This is a genomic window from Paenibacillus sp. B01 (assembly GCF_009649995.1).
In the GTDB taxonomy this organism is placed as follows: Bacteria; Bacillota; Bacilli; order Paenibacillales; family Paenibacillaceae; genus Paenibacillus_O; species Paenibacillus_O pasadenensis.
Window position 1 is genome coordinate 5,243,101 of record NZ_CP045802.1, and the last position, 25,454, is coordinate 5,268,554.

Annotated in this window: 21 protein-coding genes; 4 read left to right on the plus strand and 17 right to left on the minus strand. The window is 62.7% G+C overall.

The features are described from left to right. Positions 1–34: 34 nt before the first annotated feature. Entirely contained in the window at positions 35–2,464 is a 2,430-nt protein-coding gene (locus GE073_RS22480; RefSeq protein ID WP_153784415.1) for an EAL domain-containing protein, read from the plus strand. Between the two features lie 120 nt (positions 2,465–2,584). On the opposite strand, the gene GE073_RS22485 is transcribed toward GE073_RS22480, so the two are convergent. The 17 genes from GE073_RS22485 to GE073_RS22565 all read right to left on the minus strand — a co-directional run bounded on the left by GE073_RS22485 (position 2,585) and on the right by GE073_RS22565 (position 21,698). Beyond that, positions 2,585–3,247 (minus strand): TraX family protein, encoded by a 663-nt coding sequence (locus GE073_RS22485; RefSeq protein WP_028599028.1) that lies wholly within the window; start codon positions 3,245–3,247, stop codon positions 2,585–2,587. Between the two features lie 537 nt (positions 3,248–3,784). Then, positions 3,785–5,200: an argininosuccinate lyase gene (gene argH, locus GE073_RS22490; RefSeq protein ID WP_101807654.1), complete on the minus strand. Its 1,416-nt coding sequence runs from the start codon at positions 5,198–5,200 to the stop codon at positions 3,785–3,787. A 105-nt stretch (positions 5,201–5,305) separates the two neighbouring features. Then, complete coding sequence (locus tag GE073_RS22495; protein ID WP_101807653.1) at positions 5,306–6,544, minus strand: argininosuccinate synthase; 1,239 nt, start codon at positions 6,542–6,544, stop codon at positions 5,306–5,308. Positions 6,545–6,582: 38 nt separating this feature from the next. Then, positions 6,583–7,563 carry an ornithine carbamoyltransferase gene (gene argF, locus GE073_RS22500; protein WP_153784416.1) on the minus strand — a complete coding sequence of 327 codons (981 nt, stop codon included), beginning with the start codon at positions 7,561–7,563 and terminating at the stop codon, positions 6,583–6,585. 39 nt (positions 7,564–7,602) lie between these two features. Further along, entirely contained in the window at positions 7,603–8,787 is a 1,185-nt protein-coding gene (locus GE073_RS22505; protein ID WP_101807704.1) for an acetylornithine transaminase, read from the minus strand. A gap of 82 nt (positions 8,788–8,869) precedes the next feature. Next, complete coding sequence (gene argB / locus GE073_RS22510) at positions 8,870–9,655, minus strand: acetylglutamate kinase (protein ID WP_101807651.1); 786 nt, start codon at positions 9,653–9,655, stop codon at positions 8,870–8,872. A gap of 32 nt (positions 9,656–9,687) precedes the next feature. Beyond that, complete coding sequence (argJ, locus tag GE073_RS22515) at positions 9,688–10,950, minus strand: bifunctional ornithine acetyltransferase/N-acetylglutamate synthase (RefSeq protein ID WP_101807650.1); 1,263 nt, start codon at positions 10,948–10,950, stop codon at positions 9,688–9,690. Between the two features lie 39 nt (positions 10,951–10,989). After that, positions 10,990–12,039 (minus strand): N-acetyl-gamma-glutamyl-phosphate reductase, encoded by a 1,050-nt coding sequence (gene argC, locus GE073_RS22520; RefSeq protein WP_028599021.1) that lies wholly within the window; start codon positions 12,037–12,039, stop codon positions 10,990–10,992. Positions 12,040–12,285: 246 nt separating this feature from the next. Continuing rightward, positions 12,286–12,630, minus strand: coding sequence for an EamA family transporter (locus GE073_RS22525; RefSeq protein ID WP_153784417.1), 345 nt, complete (start codon positions 12,628–12,630; stop codon positions 12,286–12,288). Then, entirely contained in the window at positions 12,630–13,010 is a 381-nt protein-coding gene (locus tag GE073_RS22530) for a DUF2304 domain-containing protein (RefSeq protein WP_153784418.1), read from the minus strand. Before GE073_RS22530 ends, GE073_RS22525 begins: the two co-directional genes overlap by 1 nt. Continuing rightward, positions 13,000–13,749 carry a glycosyltransferase family 2 protein gene (locus GE073_RS22535; RefSeq protein WP_153784419.1) on the minus strand — a complete coding sequence of 250 codons (750 nt, stop codon included), beginning with the start codon at positions 13,747–13,749 and terminating at the stop codon, positions 13,000–13,002. The genes GE073_RS22530 and GE073_RS22535 overlap by 11 nt, the downstream gene beginning before the upstream one ends. Further along, entirely contained in the window at positions 13,746–15,029 is a 1,284-nt protein-coding gene (locus GE073_RS22540) for an ArnT family glycosyltransferase (protein WP_153784420.1), read from the minus strand. Before GE073_RS22540 ends, GE073_RS22535 begins: the two co-directional genes overlap by 4 nt. Positions 15,030–15,241: 212 nt before the next feature. Further along, entirely contained in the window at positions 15,242–16,078 is an 837-nt protein-coding gene (locus GE073_RS22545; RefSeq protein ID WP_052333274.1) for a YitT family protein, read from the minus strand. Positions 16,079–16,601: 523 nt separating this feature from the next. Continuing rightward, a protein-coding gene (prfB, locus tag GE073_RS22550) for a peptide chain release factor 2 (RefSeq protein WP_101807644.1) occupies positions 16,602–17,721 on the minus strand; the annotation gives its coding sequence in 2 pieces (ribosomal slippage) (positions 16,602–17,648 and positions 17,650–17,721; 1,119 coding nt in all). A gap of 93 nt (positions 17,722–17,814) precedes the next feature. Next, on the minus strand, positions 17,815–20,322 hold the full coding sequence (gene secA, locus GE073_RS22555; RefSeq protein ID WP_101807643.1) for a preprotein translocase subunit SecA: 2,508 nt from the start codon (positions 20,320–20,322) through the stop codon (positions 17,815–17,817). A 381-nt stretch (positions 20,323–20,703) separates the two neighbouring features. Then, positions 20,704–21,252, minus strand: coding sequence for a ribosome hibernation-promoting factor, HPF/YfiA family (gene hpf / locus GE073_RS22560; protein ID WP_153784421.1), 549 nt, complete (start codon positions 21,250–21,252; stop codon positions 20,704–20,706). A 248-nt stretch (positions 21,253–21,500) separates the two neighbouring features. Further along, positions 21,501–21,698: a cold-shock protein gene (locus GE073_RS22565; protein ID WP_028599014.1), complete on the minus strand. Its 198-nt coding sequence runs from the start codon at positions 21,696–21,698 to the stop codon at positions 21,501–21,503. Between the two features lie 294 nt (positions 21,699–21,992). Here GE073_RS22565 and GE073_RS22570 point away from each other — a divergent pair, with 294 nt between their 5' ends. The 3 genes from GE073_RS22570 to GE073_RS22580 all read left to right on the plus strand — a co-directional run bounded on the left by GE073_RS22570 (position 21,993) and on the right by GE073_RS22580 (position 25,452). Continuing rightward, on the plus strand, positions 21,993–23,531 hold the full coding sequence (locus GE073_RS22570) for a glycosyltransferase (RefSeq protein WP_153784422.1): 1,539 nt from the start codon (positions 21,993–21,995) through the stop codon (positions 23,529–23,531). A 39-nt stretch (positions 23,532–23,570) separates the two neighbouring features. After that, entirely contained in the window at positions 23,571–23,927 is a 357-nt protein-coding gene (locus tag GE073_RS22575) for a tetratricopeptide repeat protein (protein WP_153784423.1), read from the plus strand. 67 nt (positions 23,928–23,994) lie between these two features. Then, entirely contained in the window at positions 23,995–25,452 is a 1,458-nt protein-coding gene (locus tag GE073_RS22580; protein WP_153784424.1) for a CDP-glycerol glycerophosphotransferase family protein, read from the plus strand. Positions 25,453–25,454: the final 2 nt, after the last annotated feature.

The following is a 25,454-nucleotide window of genomic DNA, read 5'->3' on the forward strand; positions in this document are numbered from 1 at the left end:
AGATAAAGAGAAGCAACTGAAGGAGAATAATCCCATGAATCATCACCATTCGCTCGACAGCTCTTACAATATCATTCTAGTCATCCTTTCCGTCGCGATCCCGATACTGGCGTCGTACGCGACGCTCGATCTCGGCATCCATATCAACAAGTCGAGAGGCAGAGCCCGCAACGTCTGGACCGCTTGCGGCGCGATCTCGATGGGCATGGGCATCTGGTCGATGCATTTCATCGCCATGCTCGCGCTGCATCTGTCCACTCCGGTCACGTACAATCCGATGATCGTGCTCGTCTCCATCGTCCCGGCGCTGCTGGCCAGCTTCCTCGCGCTGCGCCTGATCAGCCAGCCCACGATGCGCCTGTCCCGCGCGCTGTTCATGGCGGCCGGCATCGTCTCGATGCACTACGTCGGCATGGAAGCGATGCAGATGAGCGCCACCGTCCGCTACGATCCGCTGCTGTGGGGCTTGTCGGCCGCGATCGCCTTCATCGCCTCGCTGACGGCCCTCTATCTGATGTACTCCGTCAAAAAGCAGGCCGATCAGCCAAACCTCTGGCGCCGCAAGACGCTCGCCGCGGTCGTCATGGGGGTCGCCGTCGCGTCGATGCACTACACCGGGATGGCGGCCGCGTCGTTCCACGACCACGGCGGCAACCCGGTCTCCTCGGACATGTCCTCGCTGAACAACAGCCTGCTGGCCTACGCGATCGGCATCGGCATGCTCATCATTCTCGCCATGGTGTTCACGAGCACGTACGTGAACCGCCGCTTCGAGTCGCAGTCGCTGGAGTCCGAGCGCAAGTTCCGTTCCGTCATCGAATCGGCGAGCGACGCCATCATCCTGGCCGACAGCCGCACGATCATCCAGTCCTGGAACCGCGGCGCGCAGCTCATGTTCGGCTACACCGAGAAGGAAGCGATCGGGCGCCCGCTCGAAATGACGATCCCGGACCGCTTCAAGCAGGCTCATGCCGACGGGCTGCGCCCTTATCTGGCGCTGCAACCGGACGATGTCCCCGGCGCTGGACGCACGCTGGAGCTGTACGGTCTGCGCAAGGACGGCACCGAGTTCCCGATCGAGCTGTCGCTCGCCGTCTGGGAGGAGGAAGGGCAGCCTTTTCTCAGCAGCATCATCCGCGACATCACCGAGCGCAAAAAAGCCGAGCACAAGATCAACCAGATGGTCTACCTCGATCCGCTGACCGGGCTGCCCAACCGCCATCTGCTCAACGACCGCCTCAAGGAGGCGCTCGATCAGGCGGACGAGTCCGGCCTGATGATCGGCATCATGTTCCTCGATCTCGACCGCTTCAAGTACATCAACGATACGCTCGGCCACACGATGGGCGACCTGCTGCTCGTGGAGGTGTCGATCCGGCTGCGCGAATGCGTGGATCGGCAGGATACCGTCTCCCGCCAAGGCGGCGACGAGTTCATCGTCCTGCTGCCGGGCACCTCGTACGAGGACATGACGCGCAAGGCGCAGCGGATTCTGATGACGTTCAGCCAGGCGATCCTCGTCGGCAACCAGGAGATGTACGTGACGCCGTCGATCGGCCTCAGCCTCTACCCGGCGGACGGCAACAACCGCGACACGCTCATCAAGAACGCCGATACCGCCATGTACCGCGTCAAGGAGCAGGGCAAGAACAACTTCCAGTTCTACACGCCGGAGATGAACGAGGTCGTCAGCCGCCGCATGAACCTGGAGATCGGCCTGCGCAAAGGGATCCAGAAAAACGAGTTCACCGTGCACTACCAGCCGCAGGTGGACATCAAGGCCGGCGCCGTCGTCGGCGTCGAGGCGCTCATCCGCTGGCAGCATCCGAAGCTTGGCCTCATCTCCCCCGCGGAGTTCATTCCGCTGGCGGAGGAGACCGGCCTCATCATCCCGATCGGCGAATGGGTGCTGCGCGAGGCATGCCGCCAGAACAAGGAGTGGCAGGACGACGGACTGCCGCCGCTGCGCATCGCGGTCAACATCTCCTCGCGCCAGTTCCAGCAGAGCGGCTTCGCCGAGGTCGTCAGCCGCGCGCTCAAGGAAACCGGGCTTGAGCCGAAGTACCTGGAGCTGGAGCTGACCGAGAGCATCGTGCAGAACTCCGCGCATGCCATCTCCATCATGCACAAGCTCAAGGAGATGGGCATCTTCCTGTCGATCGACGATTTCGGCACCGGCTACTCCTCGCTCAGCTACCTGAAGCTGTTCCCGATCGACAGCCTCAAGATCGACCAGAGCTTCACGCGCAACCTGATGCAGGACAGCAAGGACGAGGCGCTCGTGCATACGATCATCAACATGGCGCACAACCTCGGGCTCAAGGTCATCGCCGAGGGCGTCGAGACCGGCGAGCAGCTGCAATACCTGCTGCTGCGCCATTGCCACGAGGCCCAAGGCTACTACTTCAGCAAGCCCGTCCCTCCCGCCCGCATCTCGGAGCTGCTCGGCGAGCAGATCGCCTGAAGGACAGGGACAAGCATTGCCGCAGCATTTCCTTGCACATAAAGAAGCTTCCCGGTCGCCATCGGCTTTGGGAAGCTTCTTTTTTGCGTCTCGTCGAGCCGCGCTGGCCGCGGCCTCCGCTCAGCGCGAGCGCAGGAAAAACTCCGCCGCCGCGAGCGCGGCCAGATGGGCCGGGTAGAACGCCCGCCACAGCCAGCGCGGGACGCGGACCCGGTTCAGCTCGGCGCGCAGCTCCGCGCCGTAGACGAGCAGCAGCGTCGGCACGAGGCTGAACATCTGGATGCCCCAATCCGGGCCGCTCAGCACATAGTAGAGGGCGTTGAGCAGCAGATGCAGCAGCACCGTGCGCCCTTTGTCCGAGTAGCGGTAGATCAGGATGAGCAGCAGGCCGTAGGCGTTGTAGTCGAACGGCAGCTCCGTCATGAACAGCGCGGCGGCGAGCGTCAGCGGCACGATGGCCAGCCAGCGGACGGCCCGCGGCAGGCCGGAGGCGAGCAGCCCGTCGATCGCCAGCAGCACGAGCGCCGAGGCGAGCAGCGTGAAGATGACGTTGTAATGCGTCGTATCGAACGCGAGCATGTACGGCACCTGGGCGATCACCGCAAGCATCGCCAGGCGCAGCAGGTACTTCGGCCGCGACGACGTCATCCGGTATCCGACCGTAATGAAATAGGCGTAGATCGGGAAGGCGATCCGCCCGACGATCCGCCAACCCGGCGAGTCCGGGAAGAAGATCAGCCCGACATGGTCGATCAGCATCGTCACGATGGCCAGCAGCTGCATGGGCGTCACCTCCTTTTTCGCTTAGTCTACGACAAAATAGGAAAGCGAGTCCACGCCTGCCTTTGATCGTGCTGTGCGACCAAGCTGCAGGCTTGACCACGAGAGAGGCCATCCACTCCCGCAGTTTCGCTCCAAGTCGTCTCGCCTCAACTTGGCTCCAACCGCCCCGCCCGGAGCTATCGACGGATCAGCGCGTTAGAAGGCCGAAAACGGGGGGCAAGAAAATCTAACGATGCGTGGTACGCTTACGGCTGCGAAAAGGAGGGCAAGCGGCGGGAAAGAGGCCATTCTGCTGCTGTAAGAATCTGACCCGTCGTTAGATTTTTAGCCATGTCCAAAAACGTCGCCTAAGCGTTTCAGTCGTCGTTAGCTCGAAGGAGCGATTGCGCCCACCCGTTCAAAAGCAAACAAGACGAAGCCGAATCAGGGTCGGCCTCGTCTTGTCTGCTCTTTTTGAATTCTACTGCAAGGCAACGGCCGCTCTCCGCATCCGCTCGCTCTTGACCTCCGGCGATCCGGTGCCGGGATGCTCCCGGCTTACCCCTGCCGCGCCTCGAAGCGCTCCACCCAGCCGGCCGTCTCCGCCAGCGCCGCCTCGGCGCGGCCGATGGCGGCCTCCACCTGCGGACGGGCGGTGCCGCCGTACACGTTCCGCGCGTTGACGACCGTCTCCGGCTGCAGCACGTCGTAGATGGACTCGTCGAACAGCTCCGAGAACTGCCGGAACTCCTCGATCGACAGGTCCAGCAGGAACTTGCCGTTCTCGATGCAGTACAGCACCGTCTTGCCGATCACCTCATGCGCCTGGCGGAACGGCAGGCCCTTGCCGACGAGGAAGTCGGCGATGTCGGTCGCATTCGAGAAGTCCTTGTTGACCGCCTCGCGCATCTGGCCCTTGTTCACCTTCATCGTGGCGATCATCGGCGCGAACAGGCGCAGCGCGCCCGACAGCGTCTTCACGGTGTCGAACATGCCCTCCTTGTCCTCCTGCATGTCCTTGTTGTACGCCAGCGGCAGCGACTTGAGCACAGTCAGCAGGCCGACCAGATTGCCGTAGACGCGGCCGGTCTTGCCGCGCACGAGCTCCGGCACGTCCGGATTCTTTTTCTGCGGCATGATGCTGCTGCCGGTGCAGAACGCGTCGTCCAGCTCCACGAAGCGGAACTCCGTGCTCGACCAGAGGATCAGCTCCTCGGACAGGCGCGACAGATGCATCATGATGATCGAGGCATGCGACAGGAACTCCAGGATGAAGTCGCGGTCGCTTACCGCGTCGAGGCTGTTCTCGTACACGCGGCCGAAGCCGAGCTGCTCCGCCACGAAATGGCGGTCGATCGGGAACGTCGTGCCGGCGAGCGCGCCCGCCCCGAGCGGCAGCGTGTCGATGCGCTTGTAGCTGTCCTGCAGCCGCTCGATGTCGCGGCCGAACATGCTGACGTACGCCATCAGATGATGGGCGAACAGGATCGGCTGCGCGCGCTGCAGATGGGTGTAGCCCGGCACGATCGTGTCGAGGTTCTCCCGCGCCTGGCCGACGAGCGCCTCCTGCAGGCCGCGCAGCAGGCCGACGAACTCGACGACGCGCGTGCGCAGGTATAGATGCATGTCGGTCGCGACCTGGTCGTTGCGGCTGCGTCCCGTATGGAGCTTGCCGCCGACCGGGCCGATGTCCTCGATCAGCGCCTTTTCGATGTTCATGTGGATGTCCTCGTCGGACACGCTGTAGTCCAGCTCGCCCGCGCGGATGCGCTCGAGCACGCGCTTCAGCCCGCCCTCGATCGTCTGGACATCCTCCGCCGGCAGGATGCCCTGCTTGCCGAGCATCGCCACATGCGCCAGGCTGCCGCGCACGTCCTCCTCCGCCAGCTCCTTGTCGAACGTAATCGACGCCGTGTATTCCTCGACCAACTTGTCCGTCTGCTTGGTGAATCTTCCGCCCCACAGCTTGCTCATGGTCGTTCCCCGCCTCCCCTTCTGCATGGCAACGGGCCTGCGGACGCCGCAGCGTCCCGCAAGCCCATCTTGTTTGACCTGCCTTCGTTTTCCTTGGCTGCCGTCCTATCCTTTGCGGCTCTGCTCGACGCCGGAGGATACCTTCAGGCGCAGCGCGTTCAGGCGGATGAAGCCTGTCGCGTCGCCCTGGTCGTACGCCTGCGAAGGATCGGCCTCCATCGTCGCGATGTCGGGATTGTACAGGCTGACCGGACTTTTCACGCCGGCGCCGATGACGTTGCCCTTGTACAGCTTGAGCCGCACGACGCCGCTGACGTTTTTCTGGCTCTCGGCCACGAGCGCCTGCAGCGCGAGCCGCTCCGGCGCGAACCAGAAGCCGTTGTACACGAGCGTCGCGTACTTGGCGATGAGCGAGTCGCGCAGATGCATGACGTCGCGGTCCATCGTCAGCGACTCCATCTTGCGATGCGCCGCGAACAGGATCGTGCCGCCCGGCGTCTCGTACACGCCGCGGCTCTTCATGCCGACGAAGCGGTTCTCGACCATGTCGACGCGGCCGATGCCGTGCTTGCCGCCGAGCTCGTTGAGCTTCTCCATCACCGCAAGCGGGCTCAGCGTCTCGCCGTTGACGGCGACGCAGTCGCCCTGCTCGAACGTCAGCTCGACGTACTCGGCCTGATCCGGCGCGCGCTCCGGCGAGACGCTGAGCACGTACATGCCCTCGTTCTCCTCGGAGCTCGGGTCGAACCACGGATCCTCGAGCATGCCGCTCTCAAAGCTGATATGCAGCAGGTTGCGGTCCATCGAGTACGGCTTGGACGCGGACGCCTGCACCGGGATGCCGTGCTTCTCGGCGTAGGCGATCATCTCGGCGCGGCCGGGGAACTCGGCGCGGAACTCCTCGCTGCGCCATGGCGCGATGACCTGGATGTCCGGCGCCAGCGCGGCGGCCGTCAGCTCGAAGCGGACCTGGTCGTTGCCTTTGCCGGTCGCGCCGTGCGCGATCGCGGTCGCGCCCTCGGCGCGGGCGATGTCGACCATGCGCTTGGCGATGAGCGGACGCGCGATCGACGTGCCGAGCAGGTACTGGCCCTCGTAGAGGGCGCCCGACTGGAACATCGGGTAGATGAAGTCCTTGGCGAACTCGTCGCGGAGGTCGTCGATGTACACCTTGGAGGCGCCGGTCGCCAGCGCTTTCTCCTCGAGGCCGTCGAGCTCCTCCTTCTGGCCGATGTCGGCGGTGAAGGCGATGATCTCGGCGTCATACGTTTCCTTGAGCCACTTGAGAATGACGGATGTATCCAGGCCGCCCGAGTAGGCGAGCACGATTTTTTGCTTGGACATGAGCGCTGCTCTCTTCCTTCCTCATCTGAAAAATGGGACTACATTAGCGCGGCCAGAATCGCTTTCTGCGCGTGCAGACGGTTCTCCGCCTCGTCGAACACGATCGAGTGCTTGCCGTCGATGACGCCCTCGCTCACTTCCTCGCCGCGATGCGCCGGCAGGCAGTGCATGAACAGGTAGTCCGGCTTCGCGAACTTCGTCAGCTCCTCGTTGACCTGATAGGCCGCGAACGCCTTTTCGCGCTCCGCCTGCTCGGCCTCGAAGCCCATGCTCGCCCACACGTCGGTATAGACGATGTCCGCCTGCTCGATCGCCTCGCGCGGATCGCGGCAGACATGGATGAGCGAGCCTGTGCCGGCAGCGACCTTGCGCGTCTGCGCCACGATGTCCGCATCCGGCTCGTAGCCCTCCGGCGTCGCCACGCTCATGTGCAGGCCCAGCTTGGCCGCGCCCATGAGCAGCGAGTGCGCCATGTTGTTGCCGTCGCCGATGTAGGCGACCTTGAGCCCCTCGAGCCGGCCCTTGTGCTCCAGCGCCGTCTGGTAGTCGGCCATCACCTGGCACGGATGCTCGGAGTCGGTCAGGCCGTTGATGACCGGGATCGTGGAGTTGCGCGCCAGCTCGATGACGGTGCGGTGGGCGAACGTGCGGATCATGATGCCGTCGAGGTAGCGGGACAGCACCTGCGCCGTATCGGACACCGGCTCGCCGCGCCCGATCTGCAGGTCGTTGCCGCTCAGGAACAGCGCATGGCCGCCGAGCTGGTACATGCCGACCTCGAAGCTGACGCGCGTGCGGGTGGACGCCTTCTCGAAAATCATGCCGAGCGTCTTGCCCTTCAGCGGATGGAACGTCTCGCCGCTCTTCTGGCGGCGCTTGAGCTCGATCGCCAGGTCGATCAGGTAGCGGAGCTCCTGCGGCGTGTAGTCGGCGAGCGCGAGGAAGTCGCGCCCTTTGAGGCTGGAGGCCAGCTCCTCGGCGGCCGTTCCCGTCAGGAGGGAGGATTGCGGTACGCTCATCGTGGGTTCACACCTGCTTTTCTATGAGAATATCAGGCCCTACTGCGGGGCCGTTACGGTCTTTTCCTTGAGGACGGCGGCGATGATGCCGACCGCCTGGTCGATCTCGGCATGGCTGACGAGCAGATTCGGCAGCAGGCGCACGACATTCGGCCCCGCCGGCACGACGAGCAGGCCGCGCTCGCGCATCGTGGCGATGACGTCCGCCACCGGTCCGCCGCATTCGATGCCGATCAGCAGGCCGAGGCCGCGGATCTGCTTGACCCACGGGTTGCCGGCGAGCTTCTCGCGCAGCTGGCCCGTCAGGTAGCTGGCCGCGCCGGCGGCGCGGTCGAACGCGCGGTTGCCGGCGATCTCCTGCACGGTCGCCTTGACGACCGCCGAGGCGATCGGCGTGCCGCCGAACGTCGTCGCATGCGAGCCCGGCGAGAACGCCTCGCGCAGGAACTCCTTGGCGAGCACGGCGCCGACCGGGAAGCCGCTGCCGAGTCCTTTGGCCGCTGTGAAGATGTCCGGCTGGACACCGTAGTGCTCATGCGCGAACAGCTTGCCCGTGCGTCCCATGCCGGTCTGCACCTCGTCGAGGATGAGCAGGATGCCGGCGTCGCGGCACAGCTTGGCGAGATCGTGCACGAACTCCGGCTTGACCGGCAGCACGCCGCCCTCGGCCTGCACGAGCTCCAGCATGACCGCCGCGGTGCGGTCCGTGATCGCCGCCTGGACCGCGTCCAGATCGTGCATCGGCACGGTGACGAAGCCTTCCGGCAGCGGCAGGAAGCCTTCCTTGACCTTGTCCTGTCCGGTCGCCGTCAGCGTCGCCAGCGTGCGTCCGTGGAACGACTGCGTGAACGTGATGACCTCGTAGCGATGCTCGCCCTTGACCTTCTGGAAGTAGCGGCGGGCGAGCTTGATCGCGCCCTCGTTGGCTTCCGCGCCGGAGTTGCAGAAGAAGACGGCGTCCGCGCAAGTATGCTGCACGAGCAGCTCGGCCGCTTCCTCCTGGACCGGGATGCGGAACAGGTTGGACACATGCCACACCTCGTCCAGCTGCCGGATCAGCGCTTCCTTGATCGCCTGCGGCGCGTGGCCGAGGTTCGTGACCGCCAGTCCGCTCATGAAGTCGAGGTACTTGTTGCCCTGATCGTCCCACAGCCAGCTGCCCTCGCCCTTGACGAGCGCCAGCGGGTATCTCGCATAGGTGGGGAATAACGCTTCTCCGCTCATGTCCTTCTCCTGCCTCTCCGATTGAAAATGATCGGCCTGCGTGAGCAGGCCATAGGCAGCGCCGCGCCGCGCGCGGGCCGCGTCAAGCCTCGATGACCGTGCCGACGCCGCCTTCAAGCACGGCGCGGCTCAGCACATCCGGCTCCGTGCCGCTGACGATCGCCACCTCGCGCACGTTGCCGTGCAGGCAGGCGAGCGCCGCCTTGACCTTGGGAATCATGCCGCCGTAGATCTCGCCGCTCGCGATCATCTCCTCGATCTCGGCCGCCGTCACGCGCGGCAGCACGCGCTTCTCGCCGTCCACCGCGCGCAGGATGCCCGGCACATCGGTGACAACGATCATGCGAAGGACGCCAAGCTGCGAGGCGACCGCTCCCGCCGCCGTATCGGCGTTGATGTTGTAGCGCTGGCCGGCGTCGTCGATGCCGACCGGGGCGAGGACGGGAATGTAGCCCATCGCCATGACGCCCTCGATGACGGAGACGTTCACCTCCGTCACCTCGCCGACATGTCCGATCTCGTCCGCGTTCGCCACCGGCCGCGCCTGGATGAGCTTGCCGTCCACGCCCGAGAGGCCGAGCGCCCGCGCTCCGGCTCCCTGGATGCGCCGCACGATCTCCTTGTTGATCGTGCCCGACAGCACCATCTCGACGACGTCGAGCACCTCCTCCGTCGTGCGGCGCAGGCCGCCGACGAATTCCGTCTCGATGCCGAGCTTCTCCAGCGTGCCGGAGATGGCCGGCCCGCCGCCGTGCACGATGACCGGCTTCACGCCGCTCTCCTGCAGCCGCCGCAGGTCCTCGAAAAAGGCGGCAGGCAGCGCCGCGAGCGTGCTGCCTCCGCATTTCATCACAAACCGCTGTTCCATGCCTCCGCTGTCGCTCCTTCCGTAGGTCCGGGTCACGTCCGGTACGCCGCGTTGATGCGCACGTAGTCGTACGTCAGGTCGCAGCCCCAGGCGGTCGCCTGGCCGCCGCCGAGCTTGAGGTCGACGATGATCTCGACCGTGTCGCCCTTGAGATAGGCCAGCGCCGCGTCCTCGTCGAACGCGACCGGCTGCGAGTCCCGCAGCGTCAGGATCGGGCCGAGCGCGATGTCGACCGTATCCGGATCGAGCGGCTCGCCCGCGCGCCCGGCCGCCGCGATGATGCGGCCCCAGTTGGCGTCGGTGCCGAAGACGGCGGATTTGACGAGCGAGGAGCCGACGATCGTCTTGGCGATCGCGGCCGCCGAAGCGTCGCTCTCAGCGCCGCTGACGCGCACCTCGATCAGCTTCGTCGCGCCTTCGCCGTCGCGGGCGATCGCCTTGGCGAGAATCTCGCAGACGTGGGTCAGCGCCGAGGCGAACGCCTCCCAGTCGGGATGCGCCGGCGTCAGCTCGTCGCCGCCCGCCAGGCCGCTCGCCATCGCGACGAGCATGTCGTTCGTGCTCGTGTCGCCGTCGACGGTGATCATGTTGAACGTGCGGTCCGTCGCCTGCCGCAGCAGCGCCTGCAGCGCCTCGCTGCCTACGGGCGCGTCGGTCGTGACGAAGCCGAGCATCGTCGCCATGTTCGGGTGGATCATGCCGGAGCCTTTGGCCGCTCCCGCCACATGCACGGTCCGTCCGCCGGCCTGCAGCGAGACGCAGACCGACTTCTTCACGAGATCGGTCGTCAAGATCGCTTGGCAAAAGTCGTCCGCGCCCTCCGCGCCGGCCTTCAGCCGGGCGGGCAGCTGCGCGATGCCGGAGCGGACGCGGTCCATCTTGAGCAGCTCGCCGATGACGCCGGTCGAGGCGACGGCCACCTGCTCCTGCGGCACCCCCGCCGCTTCCGCGAAGGCGGCGCGCATCTCGTACGCATCGGCCTCGCCCTGCTTGCCGGTGCAGGCGTTGGCATTGCCGCTGTTGACGAGCATCGCCCGCAGGCGGCCGCCGGCCGCCAGGCTCTCGCGCGTCGCCTTGAGCGGCGCGGCCTGCACCTTATTCGTCGTATAGACGGCCGCCGCCGCCGCGGGCACCTCGCAGAGGATCGCGCCCAGATCGTGGCGGTCGGTCTTTTTGAGCCCGCAATGCAGGCCTCCCGCGCGGAAGCCCGCCGGCGTCGTCACGGAGCCGTCCTCCACGACCGTGAATGCGGCCGTTGCCGCTGTTGCTTGAGCTGCTGCATGTTCGTGTGCCATCGCTGCGCTTGTCTCCTTCTGGCGCTGACGCGTCGTCTATTAAGGGTACATGGGCACGAGCCGCAGGCCCGCGTCCTCGTCCCAGCCCATCATCAGGTTCAAGTTCTGGATCGCCTGTCCGGCCGCGCCCTTGACGAGATTGTCGATGACGGACACGAACGTGATCCGTCCGGTGCGGCGGTCGACGGCGAAGCCGATGTCGCAATAGTTGGAGCCGCTGACCTCCTTGGTCGCCGGCCACTGGCCCGCCGGGCGGATGCGCACGAACGGACGGCCCGCGTAGAACTCCTCGTACAGCTGGATGAAGTCGGCCTCCGAGCGCTCCTCGGTCAGCTTGGCGTACATCGTCGCCATGATGCCGCGCGTCATCGGCACGAGATGCGTCGTGAACGTCGTCACGACGTCGCGGCCGGCCGCGTCGGACAGCACCATCTCGATTTCCGGGACATGCTGATGCTTGTTGATCTTGTACGCCTTAAAGTTCTCGTTCAGCTCCGAATAATGCGTGCCGAGGCTCGCGCCGCGGCCGGCTCCGGAGACGCCGCTCTTGGCGTCGACGATGATCGAGTCCGGATCGATCCAGCCGGCCTTGATCGCCGGCACGAGGCCGAGCAGCGTCGCCGTCGGATAGCAGCCCGGATTGGAGATGAACGGCGCTCCTTTGACGCGGTCGCCGTAAATCTCGCACAAGCCGAACGCCGCTTGCTCCAGATAGGCCGGATCGGCGGCGGGCTTGCCGTACCACTGCTCGTACACATCCGGCTGCGGCAGCCGGAAGTCGCCCGACAGGTCGATGACCTTGAGCCCCTGCTCCAGCAACTGCGGCACGAGCTTCGAGGCGACGCCGGCCGGCGTCGCCAGGAAGACGACGTCCGCCTTGGCCCGGATCGCCGCCGGATCGACATCGTCCAGCAGCTCCGTGCGAATCCCGCTCAGATGCGGATATCCCGCGGCGATCGGCTCGCCCGCGCTGGACGAGGAGATGACGCTCGTCACCTCCGCGTGCGGATGGCCGTGCAGCAGGCGGATCAGCTCGACCCCGCCGTAGCCCGTCGATCCTACGATCGCTGCTCTTGTCTTGTTCTCCATCGCTGACCTCTCCCATCCCGCTGCGGCATCCATCGCTTCCGCCCGATTCGATTTCCGTATCATTATACGTTCATATTAATAATAATACAACAGTCAAAATCCGCCTTGCCGTTGGGATATTCGCCCTCCCGGCTGGATTTCCCTTCCATGCCGAGCGGCAGCAGAAAGGAATCGTGCCGAAGCGGACAACGGCAAAAAGACGAAGCCCGAGCGCCGGGCTCCGCTTCGTCCTTGCGTTGCGTCGGTTCACTTCCAGCTGACGATGAGCGCGCCCGCCGCGATGACCGCGCAGCCGATCCAGCGGTTCAAGGGAATCGCCTCGCCGAACAGCTGCCACGCGAGCACGAGGCCCAGCGCGTAGGCCAGGCTTTGCAGCGGATAGGCGGCGCTCAGCGGCAGCCGCGACAGCACGGCCAGCCAAAGCACCGTGGCGATGCCGTAAAGGCCGATTCCCGCCAGGATGAGCGGCGAGAGCATCGCCTGCAGCCAATTGCCGGAGCCGAGGCCTCCGAGGCGATCAAGGCCGAGCTTCCATGCCATCTGGCCGGCGACGAGGCAGAGGATGTTGCCGAGCAGCAGCGCGTAGGCCATCAGGAGCGCGCCTCCTGCGGCATCGCCTCCACCCGCTGCTCCAGACGCCTCAGCCGCTCCTGCTGCAGCGCCTCCGACTGGGTCAGCCGCACGAGCTTGAGCGACAGCTCCGAGACGGCGAGCGTCTGCCGCAGCAGCAGCGCCAGCACGCTCAGCAGGCCGATGAAGGAGAGCAGAGACGGCGCATAGGCGACGCCGAGCAGCAGGGCGAGGCGATCCAGCACCTCCGGCGCGAGCGACAGCGCCGTCATGCCGGCCGCAAGCAGCAGCCAGAGCAGCGCGTACTGCTCCCGCAGCCGCCGGCTGCGGACCAGATGCAGGATCCAGAAGAAAAACGCCAGGCTGAGCGCGAGGCTCACGCCATAAAATTCAGCTTTCATAGCCGAAGCTCCACTCCTTATGCTTCTTTTTCGTCTTAGCGATCAGCACGGCCAGCACGACCTTGGCCATGTAATACCCGGCCTTGCCGGGCGAGATGCTCGATACGCCGCCCTGCCGCTCGCGCATGACGACCGGCAGCTCGATGAAGCGGCCGCGGTGGTTGTCGAGCTGGATGATCGCTTCCACCTCGGGGTAGTCCGTCGGATAGTCGGCGGCGAACAGCTCGGCGGCCTTGCGGCTGCACAGCCGGTAGCCCGATGTCGGATCGGTCACGCGCCGGCCGGTGAGCGCCGAGACGAGCGCGGCCAGCAGCTTGATGCCCCGCTTGCGGGCGAACGACGACTGGAAGCCCTGCTTTTCCAAAAAGCGCGAGCCGACGACCATGTCCGCCTCATGCCGCTGCATCGCCTCCAGCATCCGGCCGAGCTCGCGCGGATCATGCTGGCCGTCCGCATCGATCTGCACCGCGCAGCCGTATCCTTGCTCGACCGCGAAGCGGTATCCCGCCTGCACCGCGCCGCCGATGCCGAGGTTGCAGCTCAAGTCGAGCACCGGCACGCCGCAGGAGCGGGCCAGGCGCGCGGTAGGGTCCGTCGAGCCGTCGTTCACGACGACGATGTCGGCGAACGGCGCATGCTCGCGGATGCTCCGGATCGTGCTGCGGATCGACGCCGCCTCGTTGTAGGCCGGCACGATCGCCAGCACGTCCTGCCGGTGCGATGGCTGGGCTTGGCTCATCCTTCCTGCACCTCCTTCAGCTTGGACCGGTCCGGGCGCGGCTCGCGCGCCGCTCTCCGTCCTTTCCACCAGCTCCATGCAAGTCCGGCCGCGGCCGCGTCGAGCACGATGAACAGCGGCATGACGGTGAAATTGTAGCGGTACTCCGGCACGAACAGCAGCCGCAGCGCCGACATGGCGAGCACGATCGCCGCCGGCAGCAGCGCCGGATGCCGCCAGCGGCGGAGCATGGCGACAAGCGCGGCCACGCCCGCTCCGACGATCAGCCGGTGATAAGCGTTGCGCAGCTCCCAAGGCACCGGCAGAACCGGATAATGAGGCTCATGGCCGGCTCCGTAGAACATCCGGCTGTAGGTGTAGTCCAGCTTGCCGATCGTGTACCAGCGGACGAACTCGCCCGTATGCTCCGAGAAGCCGACGCGCAGCCGTTCCCGCGCGACCTCGAGCTGCGACTTGCCGGCTCGGTCCACGAGGCCGTCGGCATAGTTCTTGTCCGGATACGTTCCCGCGGCGAAAGGATTCTGCTGCGTCGACGTCACGATCAGCTCGCCGAGCGTGACCGCGTTGCGGACGACCCACGGCGACAGCATGATCGCCAGGCCGCAGGCGCCGAGGGCAAGCTGCCGCGCCGTCGCGCGCCAATCGCGCGTCCATAGCCACTGCGCCGCATAGGCGAGCGCAATCAGCGGCAGGAACTCGGCCCGCGTCAGCGCGGTCAGGCCGAGCACGGCTCCGGCCAGCAGATGCAGCCAGCGGCCGCCCCGGCGCAGCGCCAGCAGCTGCAGGCAGACGTAGGCCATCAGCAGAAAGGCGGCCAGCGTTTCCGTCAGCACGCCTCCGGACGCCCAGACGAACGGCGGATAAACCGCCGCCATGAGCGCCGCCGCGAGCGCGGTCCAGCGTCCGGCGACGAGCCGGCCAAGCGCATAGACGAGCCCCAGCATCGCCGTAGCGATGCCTGCCTGCACGAAGCGGATGAGCGGATACGGATCCCGCGTCTCGTAGCCGGCCAGCTCGTACATCGCCGCCATGAACAGCGGGTAGCCCGGCGTCACCTGCGCGTTCGGCTCGATGCTTTTATACCCGTAGACGCCCTGCTCCAGCAGCTGCCGGACCATGATGTCGTAGTTCTTCGTATCATGCGTGACGTGGTGGCTGACCGATACGAGAAAGTCCACCCGCAGCCATGCGCCAAGTCCGATCGCCAGCGCCAGCAGCAGCGCATGCAGCGCCTTCCTTGTCCCTGCTTCCCCCTGAATTCCGCTTGAAGACCTCCTCATTCGCCCTTGCGCTCCTTTCCGCTCTCCGCAGCGCTCCGGCGCTGCGGCTTTCCCTCATTGTCGCTCGGGCGGCTTAAGGAATCGGGTTGAAAGTTCTTATGTCTTTCTTAAAACCCGAAGGACAAAAGGCGGAACGCAAAAAGCCGTCCGGATCGGAAAGGGGCTCCGGCAGGAGCCCTTCCTCGATCGGACGGCGCTGGGCCTGGAAAGCGTCAGCCTTCCAGCTTGAAGCCTTGGCCGATGACCTCGGCCGTATGGCTGATGATGACGAAGGCGTTCGGATCGACCTGCTGCACGAGCCGCTTGAGCTCCGGCACCTCGTTCTGGCTGACGACGACCATCAGCACGGTGCGGGCGTCGCCGGTGAAGCCGCCATGGGCGTCAAGGCGCGTCAAGCCGCGGTCCAGGTCATGCAGCACCGCATCCGCCAGCTCCTCCGAGCGCGCGCTGATGATGAACGCCACCTTGGACAGGGCGAGGCCCGTCTGCACGATGTCGATCGTCTTGCTCGTCACGAACAGGCCGATGAGCGCGTAGAGCGCCTTTTCCGGCGAAAGGAAGACGCCGGCCGCCGCGATGACGAGGCCGTCCATGCAGGCGACGGACAGCCCGAGCGGCAAGCCCGTGTAGCGGTGCAGGATCTGCGCCGCCAGGTCGGTGCCGCCCGTCGAGCCGCGGCCGCGGAAGACGAGGCCAAGGCCAAGGCCGACGCCGATGCCGCCGTAAATCGAAGCGAGCAGCGGATTTTCTGTCGGCGCGCCCCAATGGGCGGTCAGCAGGACGAACAGCGGCAGCACCGCGGAGCCGACGATCGTCTGCAGCGCGAACCGGCGTCCGAGCAGCGCCATGCCGGCCAGGAACAGCGGGATGTTGAGCGCCCATTGGACATACGCCGGCGTGAAGCCGTACAGATGCTGCAGCAGCACCGATATGCCGCTGATGCCGCCCGAAGCGATGCCGTTCGGCAGCAGGAAGCAGTTGAAGCTCGCCGCGATGACGAGCGCTCCCGCAAGCAGCGACAGCAGGTTCGATACCCTCTGGTCGAGCAGCGGCTTTTTCGCCTTGCGCGGCTTGCGCGTCCGCGGACGGACGGCCGCGGCTTGCGGACCGGTGCGGTTCGCGACGCCGTTTGCAGCCGCTCTCGCTCCGTATTTCGCGACGCCGCTTGCAGCCGTTCTTCCTCCGCCTTCCGCCACGCCGCTAGCGGCCGTTCTCCCTCCGTCTTCCGCCACGCCGCTAGCAGCCGTTCTCCCTTCCGCTTCCGCTCCGAACGGCGGAAGCCGCTCGTCCTCTATCGGCTCCGCCACGACCGACGTCGCCCCCGTACAGCTCTGCGGCCCGGATCCCTCTTGATGCTCCGGACGCTGATCGTCCGGATTGTTGCTGCCGCTGGCCGGTTCTCCGCCGCGTTTCTGCTCATCCACTGCTATGTTCCCCTTCCTTTGGTCCAGGCGCCCGCCGCTCTGCCGCGGTACCGCGCACCACCTTTTCCTTCCGCGCGAAAAAGAGTTCCCCACTTGAATCAAGTGTCGGAACTCTTTTCTTCTTTTATTCGAGCGTGCCGAACCAGGCTTACGCCTCTTCGGGCTTTTGCTTGATCTGATGGCGCAGGTAGCCGTTGATGAACGCGTCCAGGTCGCCGTCCATGACCGCGCCGACGTTGCCTGTCTCCACCGACGTGCGATGGTCCTTGACCATGCTGTACGGGTGGAACACGTAGGAGCGGATCTGGCTGCCCCAGGCGATGTCGGACTGCTCGCCGCGGATCTCGGCCAGATGCTTCTGCTGCTCCTCGATCTTGCGCTCGTACAGCTTGGAACGGAGCATCTTCATCGCGCGGTCGCGGTTCTGGATCTGCGAGCGCTCCGTCTGGCAAGCGACGACGATGCCGGTCGGCATATGCGTGATCCGGATCGCCGACTCCGTCTTGTTGACGTGCTGGCCGCCCGCGCCGCTGGAGCGGTACGTGTCGACCTTGAGGTCCTCCGGACGGATCTCGATCTCGATGTCGTCGTCGATCTCCGGCATGATGTCGCAGGAGACGAACGACGTGTGCCGGCGGCCGGAAGCGTCGAACGGCGAGATCCGCACGAGGCGATGCACGCCTTTCTCCGCCTTGAGGTAGCCGTAGGCGTTATGTCCCTTGATGCTGATCGTGACGCTCTTGATGCCGGCCTCGTCGCCCGGCAGATAGTCGAGCACCTCGACCTTGTAGCCGTGCTTCTCCGCCCAGCGCGTGTACATCCGGTACAGCATCTGGCCCCAGTCCTGCGACTCCGTGCCGCCGGCGCCCGGATGCAGCTCCAGGATCGCGTCCAGCTTGTCGTAGGGCTGGTTGAGCAGCAGCGTCAGCTCAAAATCGCCGATCTTGCCCATCAGGTCGGCGACCCCTTCCGTCAGCTCGCTGTCGAGGGAACCGTCGTCCTCCTCGGCGGCGAGCTCCAGCAAGGTGTCGAGATCCTCGCGCTGCGTGCTCAGCTTTTCATACTGCTCGACGACGGACTTCACGGCATTCAGCTCCGCGATGACCTTTTGGGCCTTCTCGTTGTCGTCCCAGAAATCCGGCGCCGTCATCTTCTCTTCGAAATTGGCTATGATCTCCTGCTTGAGATCTAAGTCAAAGAGACCCCCTGAGATCTTGGAGCCGCTTTGCCGCCTCGCGCAGGTCTTGCTTTACCGTTACGTCGATCATGACAATGCTTCACCTCAAATTTTCATGAATTCATGAAGCAAGCCGGTCAAGCAGGCGAGCGCCTCTCTCCCGGCCCTTCATGCTATGGAATGCCTATTTGCCGTGGCAAAGCTTGTACTTCTTGCCGCTGCCGCAAGGGCAAGGATCGTTGCGGCCGACGCGCTCCTCGCGCTTGGCCGGACGCGCCTCGCGCCCTTCGCTGCTGCCGCCGACTTCGACCTGGCCTTTGGCGACCTCTTGCCGCTCGAGGTTCTGCTCGACCTGAGCCTTCATGATGTAGCGCGAGACTTCCTCCTGGATCGTCTCGATCATCTCGCGGAACATCTCGAAGCCCTCGAACTGGTACTCGCGAAGCGGATCCGTGCCGCCGTAGGCGCGCAGGTGGATGCCTTGGCGAAGCTGGTCCATCGCGTCGATGTGGTCCATCCACTTGCTGTCGACGGCGCGCAGCACGACGACCTTCTCGAACTCGCGCATCGTCTCCTCGCCCATCGCCGCCTCGCGCTCGTCATACAGAGCCGTGACTTTGTCGAACAGGAACTCGGCCATCTCTTCCGGCTCCTTGCCCCACAGGTCTTCCTTGGAGACGGAGCCCTCGGGCAGCAGGTTGCCGTGCACGTAATCGACGACCGCCTGCAGATCCCACTCCTCCGGCACCTGCTCCTTCGGGCAATGCGCGTCGACGATGCGCTGGATGACCGGCTGGATCATCTCCATGACGATAGAGCGGATGTTCTCGCTGAACAGCACCTCGCGGCGCTGCTTGTAGATGATTTCGCGCTGTTGGTTCATGACGTCGTCGTATTGCAGGACGACTTTGCGCGTGTCGAAGTTGTTGCCCTCGACGCGCTTCTGCGCGGACTCGATCGCCTTGGTGATGAGGCGGCTCTCGATCGGCTGGTCTTCCTCGAAGCCGAGCTTCTCCATCATGCCCATGATGTTCTCCGCGCCGAAGCGGCGCATCAGCTCGTCCTCGAGCGACAGGTAGAACTGGGACGAGCCCGGGTCGCCCTGACGGCCGGCACGGCCGCGCAGCTGGTTGTCGATGCGGCGGCTCTCGTGGCGCTCGGTGCCGATGATATGCAGTCCGCCGACATCATGCACGCCTTCGCCGAGCAGGATGTCAGTGCCGCGGCCCGCCATGTTGGTGGCGATCGTCACGGAGCCGGCCTGTCCGGCGCGCGAGATGATCTCGGCTTCCTCGGCATGGTACTTGGCGTTCAGCACCTTGTGCTGGATGCCGCGCTTCTTGAGCAGCTCGGAGAGCTTCTCGGAGTTCTCGATCGACACGGTGCCGACGAGCACCGGCTGGTTCTTCTTGTGGCGCTCGACGATCTCTTCGACGACGGCCTTGAACTTGCCGTTCTCGGTCTTGTAGACGACGTCCTGCGTATCCTGGCGGATCATCGTCCGGTTCGTCGGCACCTGCAGCACCTCGAGGCCGTAGATCTTCTTGAACTCTTCTTCCTCCGTCTTGGCCGTACCGGTCATGCCGGCGAGCTTGCGGTACATGCGGAAGTAGTTCTGGAAGGTGATCGTCGCGAGCGTCATGCTCTCGTTCTGCACCTTCAGGTTTTCTTTGGCCTCGATGGCCTGGTGCAGGCCGTCGCTATAGCGGCGTCCCGACATGATGCGGCCGGTGAACTCGTCGACGATCAGCACCTCGTCGTCCTGGACGACATAGTCGACGTCGCGCTTCATGATCGCGCGGGCCTTGAGCGCCTGCTGGATATGGTGGTTGAGCGTGACGTTGGCGTGATCGAACAGGTTCTCGATGCCGAATGCGCGCTCCGCCTTCTCCACGCCGGACTCGGTCATCGTCACGCTGCGCAGCTTGATGTCGACCGTGTAGTCCTCCTCGAGCTTGAGGCGGGAGACGAACTTGTCCGCCGCGTGGTACAGCTCGGTCGACTTGGCGGCCTGGCCAGAGATGATGAGCGGCGTACGGGCCTCGTCGATCAGGATGGAGTCCACTTCGTCGATGATGGCGAAATGGAGCGGCTTCTGCACCATCTGCTCTTTGTAGAGGACCATGTTGTCGCGCAGGTAGTCGAAGCCGAACTCGTTGTTGGTGCCGTACGTAATGTCGCAGGCGTAGGCTTCCTGCTTTTGCTCGTGGGAGAGCGAGTTCAGGTTGCAGCCGACCGTCATGCCGAGGAATTCATAAAGAGGGCGCATGATGCTGCTGTCGCGCTGGGCCAGGTAGTCGTTGACCGTGACCACGTGCACGCCTTTGCCGAGCAGGGCGTTCAGATAGACCGGAAGCGTGCCGACAAGCGTCTTGCCCTCGCCGGTCTTCATCTCGGCGATCTTGCCCTCATGCAGCGCCATGCCTCCGATCAGCTGCACGTCAAAATGGCGCATGCCCAGCACGCGCTTGCCTGCCTCGCGCACCGTCGCGTACGCCTCCGGCAGCAGGTCGTCCAGCTCTTCGCCCTTCTCGAGACGGTCGCGGAACTCCTGCGTCTTGGCCGACAGCTGCTCATCCGTGAGAGCGACGAACTGCGGCTCCATTTCATTTATGACTTCGACGTTGCGCATGAGCCGCTTGACTTCCCGCTCATTCGCATCGCCGAATATCTTCTTCACCAGTCCGAGCATGGTTTTCCCCTTTCGTGAGACCACTTTGCCTTAATTTTAACAGTTGTCCGATGCTCCCGCAATCAGACCGGGGGCTTTTCCAGCATTATATACGTTGCCCGCGAAGAAAGGGCTGCCCGGACGAGCGGGAGCGGCGGGCAGCGCGGCCGCCGCGCCATTCCGCCGCTTTCCTTACCTATTAAAAAGCCCTCTCCCGGGAAAGGGAGAGGGCGTCGGCCTCACAGGGGCAGAGCGCGCGCCGTCTGGAGTGAAAAGCCATGAGCGGAAGCGCTGGCGTCTTGCTCCAAAACGGCTGCTGCCCGATGATCGCCCGGCAGCGCTGGCTCTATCGGATCGCCTGATCCTGCGCCGGCACCGCCGGCCGGGCCGAGCCTGCATCGACTACTCCTGCTCGATCAGGCCGTAGCGGCCGTCGTTGCGGCGGTAGACGACGTTGACTTCCTTGGTCTCGATGTTATGGAAGACATAGAAGCTATGGCCAACCATGTCCATCTGGAGGATCGCTTCCTCCACATCCATCGGCTTCAGCTTGAAGCGCTTCATCCGTACCACTTCAAGGTCCTCTTCCGGCTCTTGAACGGCGACAGAGGCGATGTCGTCCTCGCGGAACAGCGTCTTGATGCTCTCGGCCTGGCGGAATTTGCGATTGACCTTGGTCTTATGCTTCCGAATCTGACGTTCCAGCTTGTCGACGACGGCATCGACCGAGGCGTACATGTCGGGGCTCTTCTCCTCGGCCCGCAGAATCACGCCCGGGAGCGGAATCGTCACCTCGATGCCATGGCGTCCTTTATGGACGGACATCGTCACGCTGGAGTCAGCGGCAGGGGGGGCATCAAAATACTTATCCAGGCGGTTCAACTTCTTCTCGACGTAATCCCTCATGGCATCCGTCACAGGAACGTTTTGACCTCGAATGTTGTATTTCATGAAGCACTCCTCCTTTACATGGTCTTAGTATACCACGAGGAGCGTTTCCGAATCAAAAGACTAATTTGTGTATTTCGAATTTTCAGAAACTTATAGATGCATCGCGGCTTTCGCTTTGACGGATCGGGCCTGGAGTGCGGAATGTCACCGCTAAACTCAAGGAGCGCGCAAAAAAAGAGGCCCCTCGCAGGACCCCGAACATGTCTTTGTCATTCGAATCATCTATCGATGGCCGATAGGCCGGATGATTACAGTTTGACGACGTTGGCTGCTTGTGGACCGCGAGCGCCTTCTACGATGTCGAACTCGACGGATTGGCCTTCTTCCAGCGTTTTGAAGCCTTCGGATTGGATCGCGGAGAAGTGGACGAATACGTCGCCGCCTTGCTCCGTCTCAATGAAGCCATAACCTTTTTCTGCGTTGAACCATTTCACTTTACCTTGCATTCAGAACATTCCCTTCATCTTCAAATGCTGTGAGAAGCCGACAGGTGCATGGCCCACATTTTGACTATAGCACCGGGATCAAACAGTTGTCAATATGACATGGAAGCGGATTCAAGCCTGATGCTGCGGGAAAAAAATCGGTCCGTCATGTAAATAGGACATGTTTTGCGCTTATGCGACAGAACTCGTATTTTTCCCCTGCCGTTCGACAAGCAGACTCAAAAAAAATCTATCGGAATGGCAATTAATAACCGATAAGTATAGGAAGAAAACCTTTTATAAGGGAGCAATCCGATGCTTATATCTGTCTGCCTCATCGTAAAGGATGAAGAAGAAGTGCTGGGACGCTGCCTCGACAGCGTCAAGGAAGCAGCCGACGAGATTATCGTCGTCGACACGGGATCCTCTGACGGCACGAAAGAAGTTGCCGCCAAATATACCGATAAAATATATGATTTCGAATGGATCAAGGACTTCTCGGCCGCCCGGAACGAGTCGATCCGCCACGCGGAGGGAACCTGGATTCTTGTCCTGGACGCCGACGAGTATTTCGCTCCCGGAGAGGCGATGAAGCTGCGCGAGTTCCTGGGCCGGTCCGTTCCCTCCGAAAATGAGATCTACACCCTGAACGTATCCAGCTTCATCGGCAAGAGCCGGTCCGACTCAATCCTCACCGCAGGCCAAATCCCGCGTCTTTTTCCCAACCGCATGGGATTCTCGTACCACCGTCCGATTCACGAGCAGCTTCAATCCGAGAGGGACGTACAGCTCGTCTCGATCGTCGCCCCGGTCTCTCTGTACCATACGGGCTATCTGAAAGAAACCGTAGCGGCGAAATCCAAGATCGACCGGAACGCCGAGCTGCTTGCCCAGATGAAGCAGTCCAAAGGCTTCGTCGCCTACGACTTGTTCACGGTCGGCAACGAATTCGCGGTGCAGGACAACCTCCCCAAGGCTGTCTACTACTATGAAAAAGCGATCCGCAGCAAGGAAGACGCCGGTGCGATGTGGTATTCCAAGTGCGTCATCGTGCTCGTTCAATGCTATATTCGACTGAACCGTTATGTCGAAGCTCTTCAGCTGCTCGAGAAAAATTTGGGACACTGGAGCTCCTACCCTGACTTCAGCTATCTGAAAGCCTCTCTCCTGCATTATCTGGGATTCCTGGACGAAGCGGAGCAGGTTTATCTGAAAACACTCGAGATCGCTATGAAAAAAGCTCAGCAAGACGCCATTTTCTGGCTGGAGAGCGCCGAGTTCGCCTCTACGCTCCCGATGCGCAAGCTGGCCGCGATCTACGAAAACAGGGGGAATCTCGAGAGGGCCGTCTACTATTGGTCCAAGCTGCTGCAGCAGGATCCGCATGACTTCAATGCGCTCCATTCGCTGGTGCACACGATATTCCTGCGCGAAGAGCCGGATGCGATCATCCGCCTGCTCGATAAAATGTATCCCGAAGGCAATTCAAACAACCTTTATATCCTTTTCCGCACTTCCGCCACAGTCGGCGCAGACAAGCTTGTCGAGCATTATTTCAGCAAACTCCGCGAGGCCGGGCATGAGCTTGCGGCAGACGACTGGTTTCGGGCCGCTTTTGCTCTGAATGATCGCTCTTTGTACACGGAGGCCCGCTCCCGATATCCGGAGCATCACTTGAAAGGCGATCTCTACCTCATGCAGGCAGTGCGGTTTCATCGGTGGGAGATGAGCATTCCTGCCTATGCTCCAGGCAACGAGCTCGAATCGAACGAATTCGACTCCATCCCTTCCCTTTTGAATGGGACGGCAGACGCTTCATCGGTCAAGCCCGAGGTCGTATCGATTCTGCTGTAGCACGCTTATCTGCTAAAGGAGTTCGAGCTTTATGACCGATTGATCAACGCAGACGTCGATCCTCTTGTCGTCAATACGATGGCCAACTACCTGTTCGACAAAGGGAACGAAGAAGCATCTCTGAACTACTACTCGGTCCTGCTGGAGCACGACCAGTTGAACGATGACAGCGTGGAGAATCTGGCCATGTACCATCTGCGCCATCGCTACCTGGACGAGGCATTGTCTTTTCTTGAGGAGGCTGCCGGGCGCCAGCCTCAAAAGGTATACCTCTACATTCAATATCTGAAGCATTGCTCGGATCCAGGCAGGCTCAAGGCGATGAGGAGCAAGCTGCTTCGGCAATTCGCCGGCGCTGTACGCATACCGGAATTCAACCGATTATTCGTCTCCTGATTCCCATCTTGCGCACCTACTGACAAGATCCTGACGGCGGCAAGACATGAGAGGATGTTAAAACGAGATGAGACTCAACCAGAAAAAACGGATTCTGAATTTGATCACGTCCATGGACGATGGCTTGCGGTACAGCCGGACAAGCGAGATCGAGCTTGCCGCAGGCATGCTCGACAACTGCTTGTACTGCCTTAATTTCCTGCTCGATTTGTTGAAGGAAGAGCCACGCATCGTCCTGAAGCTCCAACAGGCTCAACGGACGGTCGAGACCATGCTTGAGTTCGCTAACATCGGCCGGATCGACGGCCAGCGGATTACCGAGACGGAGCAGATCATGCGACTCGTGCGAGATCATGTCGTCCATGATCTGAAGACCGAAATCGAGATTGCCTTTTTCCCTTACAAATCTTCTATGTGGGACTGCATGGACAGCATCTACCGGACTGCGGCCCAGGACCCCGATTGCGTCTGCTACGTCGTTCCTATCCCTTATTTCGAGAAGAACAGCGAGGGGCAGATCGTCCGCTACTTTTATGAGGGCAATCAATTCCCAGGCGATGTCCCGGTCGTCCCTTTCGATCTGTACAATTTTGAAGATCGTTGTCCGGACATCATCTATTTCCATAATCCGTACGATGAATACAATACGCTGACATCGGTGCATCCGCGGTTCTATTCCAACAAGCTGGCCGAAGCAACCGAAATGCTGGTTTATGTCCCTTACTATGTTGCCGGCAGTTCAGAAAAGCTGGATTTAATCAAGCTCCCTGCTTATGATCGTTCCCACCACATCATCGCCCAATCCGAAATAAACAAGCAGTCCTATGTTCATGCCGGCATTCCGGACGAAAAGGTGCTGGTGCTCGGCTCCCCAAAAATCGATGCTGCTTTAAAAGCTGCGCGAACCGAACGCTACCTGCCGAAAGCTTGGCGGACGCTGAAGGAGGCCCGTCTTGTCTTTCTTCTGAACACGGGAATCGCGGATCTGCTGGCTGCGAATGATTGGATCGGACAATTGGAGAAGAGCTTGCATTACTTCATCGAGAATTCGGAGTTCGGTTTGATTTGGCGTCCGCATCCATTGACGGACACGACCATTACAACCATGCGCCCGGGAATTCGGGAACGCTTTGATCGCCTGGTTCGGCAAGCTCATGAGTGCGACAACATTCAGATCGACCAGGGCAGCGACGCTTATCCTGCCATTATTGCCTCAGATGCGCTAATCAGCGACTACAGCTCAATTCTGCTTCAATACATTACGACCGGAAAGCCGGTGCTGGGCCTGCTTTCATCCAACATGCTGGATGAGAGCCGACATTACCATTCGGATTATCGATCCTGTTATTTCGAATGCGAAGGCATTTCGCTCCGGGACTTCATTCACATCGTGGAAACCAAGGACGAGAAAAAAGAAAAACGGATGAGCGCCTTCCATCAAAGTCTTGCCCATGCAGATGGAACCGCAGGGGAAACGATCCATCGACATCTCAAAAACGTCATCAACCTCACAAAAAGCAGGTGATC

What these genes read in the sequence shown, in the direction of transcription:
- GE073_RS22505 (WP_101807704.1), bottom strand. Translation starts at nt 8,787, where the DNA reads ATGAGCGGAGAAGCGTTATTCCCCACCTATGCGAGATACCCGCTGGCG.
- argC (WP_028599021.1), bottom strand. Translation starts at nt 12,039, where the DNA reads ATGGAGAACAAGACAAGAGCAGCGATCGTAGGATCGACGGGCTACGGC.
- GE073_RS22480 (WP_153784415.1), top strand. Translation starts at nt 35, where the DNA reads ATGAATCATCACCATTCGCTCGACAGCTCTTACAATATCATTCTAGTC.
- GE073_RS22540 (WP_153784420.1), bottom strand. Translation starts at nt 15,029, where the DNA reads ATGAGGAGGTCTTCAAGCGGAATTCAGGGGGAAGCAGGGACAAGGAAG.
- GE073_RS22495 (WP_101807653.1), bottom strand. Translation starts at nt 6,544, where the DNA reads ATGTCCAAGCAAAAAATCGTGCTCGCCTACTCGGGCGGCCTGGATACA.
- argH (WP_101807654.1), bottom strand. Translation starts at nt 5,200, where the DNA reads ATGAGCAAGCTGTGGGGCGGAAGATTCACCAAGCAGACGGACAAGTTG.
- argB (WP_101807651.1), bottom strand. Translation starts at nt 9,655, where the DNA reads ATGGAACAGCGGTTTGTGATGAAATGCGGAGGCAGCACGCTCGCGGCG.
- argF (WP_153784416.1), bottom strand. Translation starts at nt 7,563, where the DNA reads ATGAGCGTACCGCAATCCTCCCTCCTGACGGGAACGGCCGCCGAGGAG.
- argJ (WP_101807650.1), bottom strand. Translation starts at nt 10,950, where the DNA reads ATGGCACACGAACATGCAGCAGCTCAAGCAACAGCGGCAACGGCCGCA.
- hpf (WP_153784421.1), bottom strand. Translation starts at nt 21,252, where the DNA reads ATGAAATACAACATTCGAGGTCAAAACGTTCCTGTGACGGATGCCATG.
- GE073_RS22535 (WP_153784419.1), bottom strand. Translation starts at nt 13,749, where the DNA reads ATGAGCCAAGCCCAGCCATCGCACCGGCAGGACGTGCTGGCGATCGTG.
- GE073_RS22485 (WP_028599028.1), bottom strand. Translation starts at nt 3,247, where the DNA reads ATGCAGCTGCTGGCCATCGTGACGATGCTGATCGACCATGTCGGGCTG.
- GE073_RS22525 (WP_153784417.1), bottom strand. Translation starts at nt 12,630, where the DNA reads ATGGCCTACGCGCTGCTGCTCGGCAACATCCTCTGCCTCGTCGCCGGC.
- GE073_RS22570 (WP_153784422.1), top strand. Translation starts at nt 21,993, where the DNA reads ATGCTTATATCTGTCTGCCTCATCGTAAAGGATGAAGAAGAAGTGCTG.
- GE073_RS22580 (WP_153784424.1), top strand. Translation starts at nt 23,995, where the DNA reads ATGAGACTCAACCAGAAAAAACGGATTCTGAATTTGATCACGTCCATG.
- GE073_RS22565 (WP_028599014.1), bottom strand. Translation starts at nt 21,698, where the DNA reads ATGCAAGGTAAAGTGAAATGGTTCAACGCAGAAAAAGGTTATGGCTTC.
- secA (WP_101807643.1), bottom strand. Translation starts at nt 20,322, where the DNA reads ATGCTCGGACTGGTGAAGAAGATATTCGGCGATGCGAATGAGCGGGAA.
- GE073_RS22530 (WP_153784418.1), bottom strand. Translation starts at nt 13,010, where the DNA reads ATGAAAGCTGAATTTTATGGCGTGAGCCTCGCGCTCAGCCTGGCGTTT.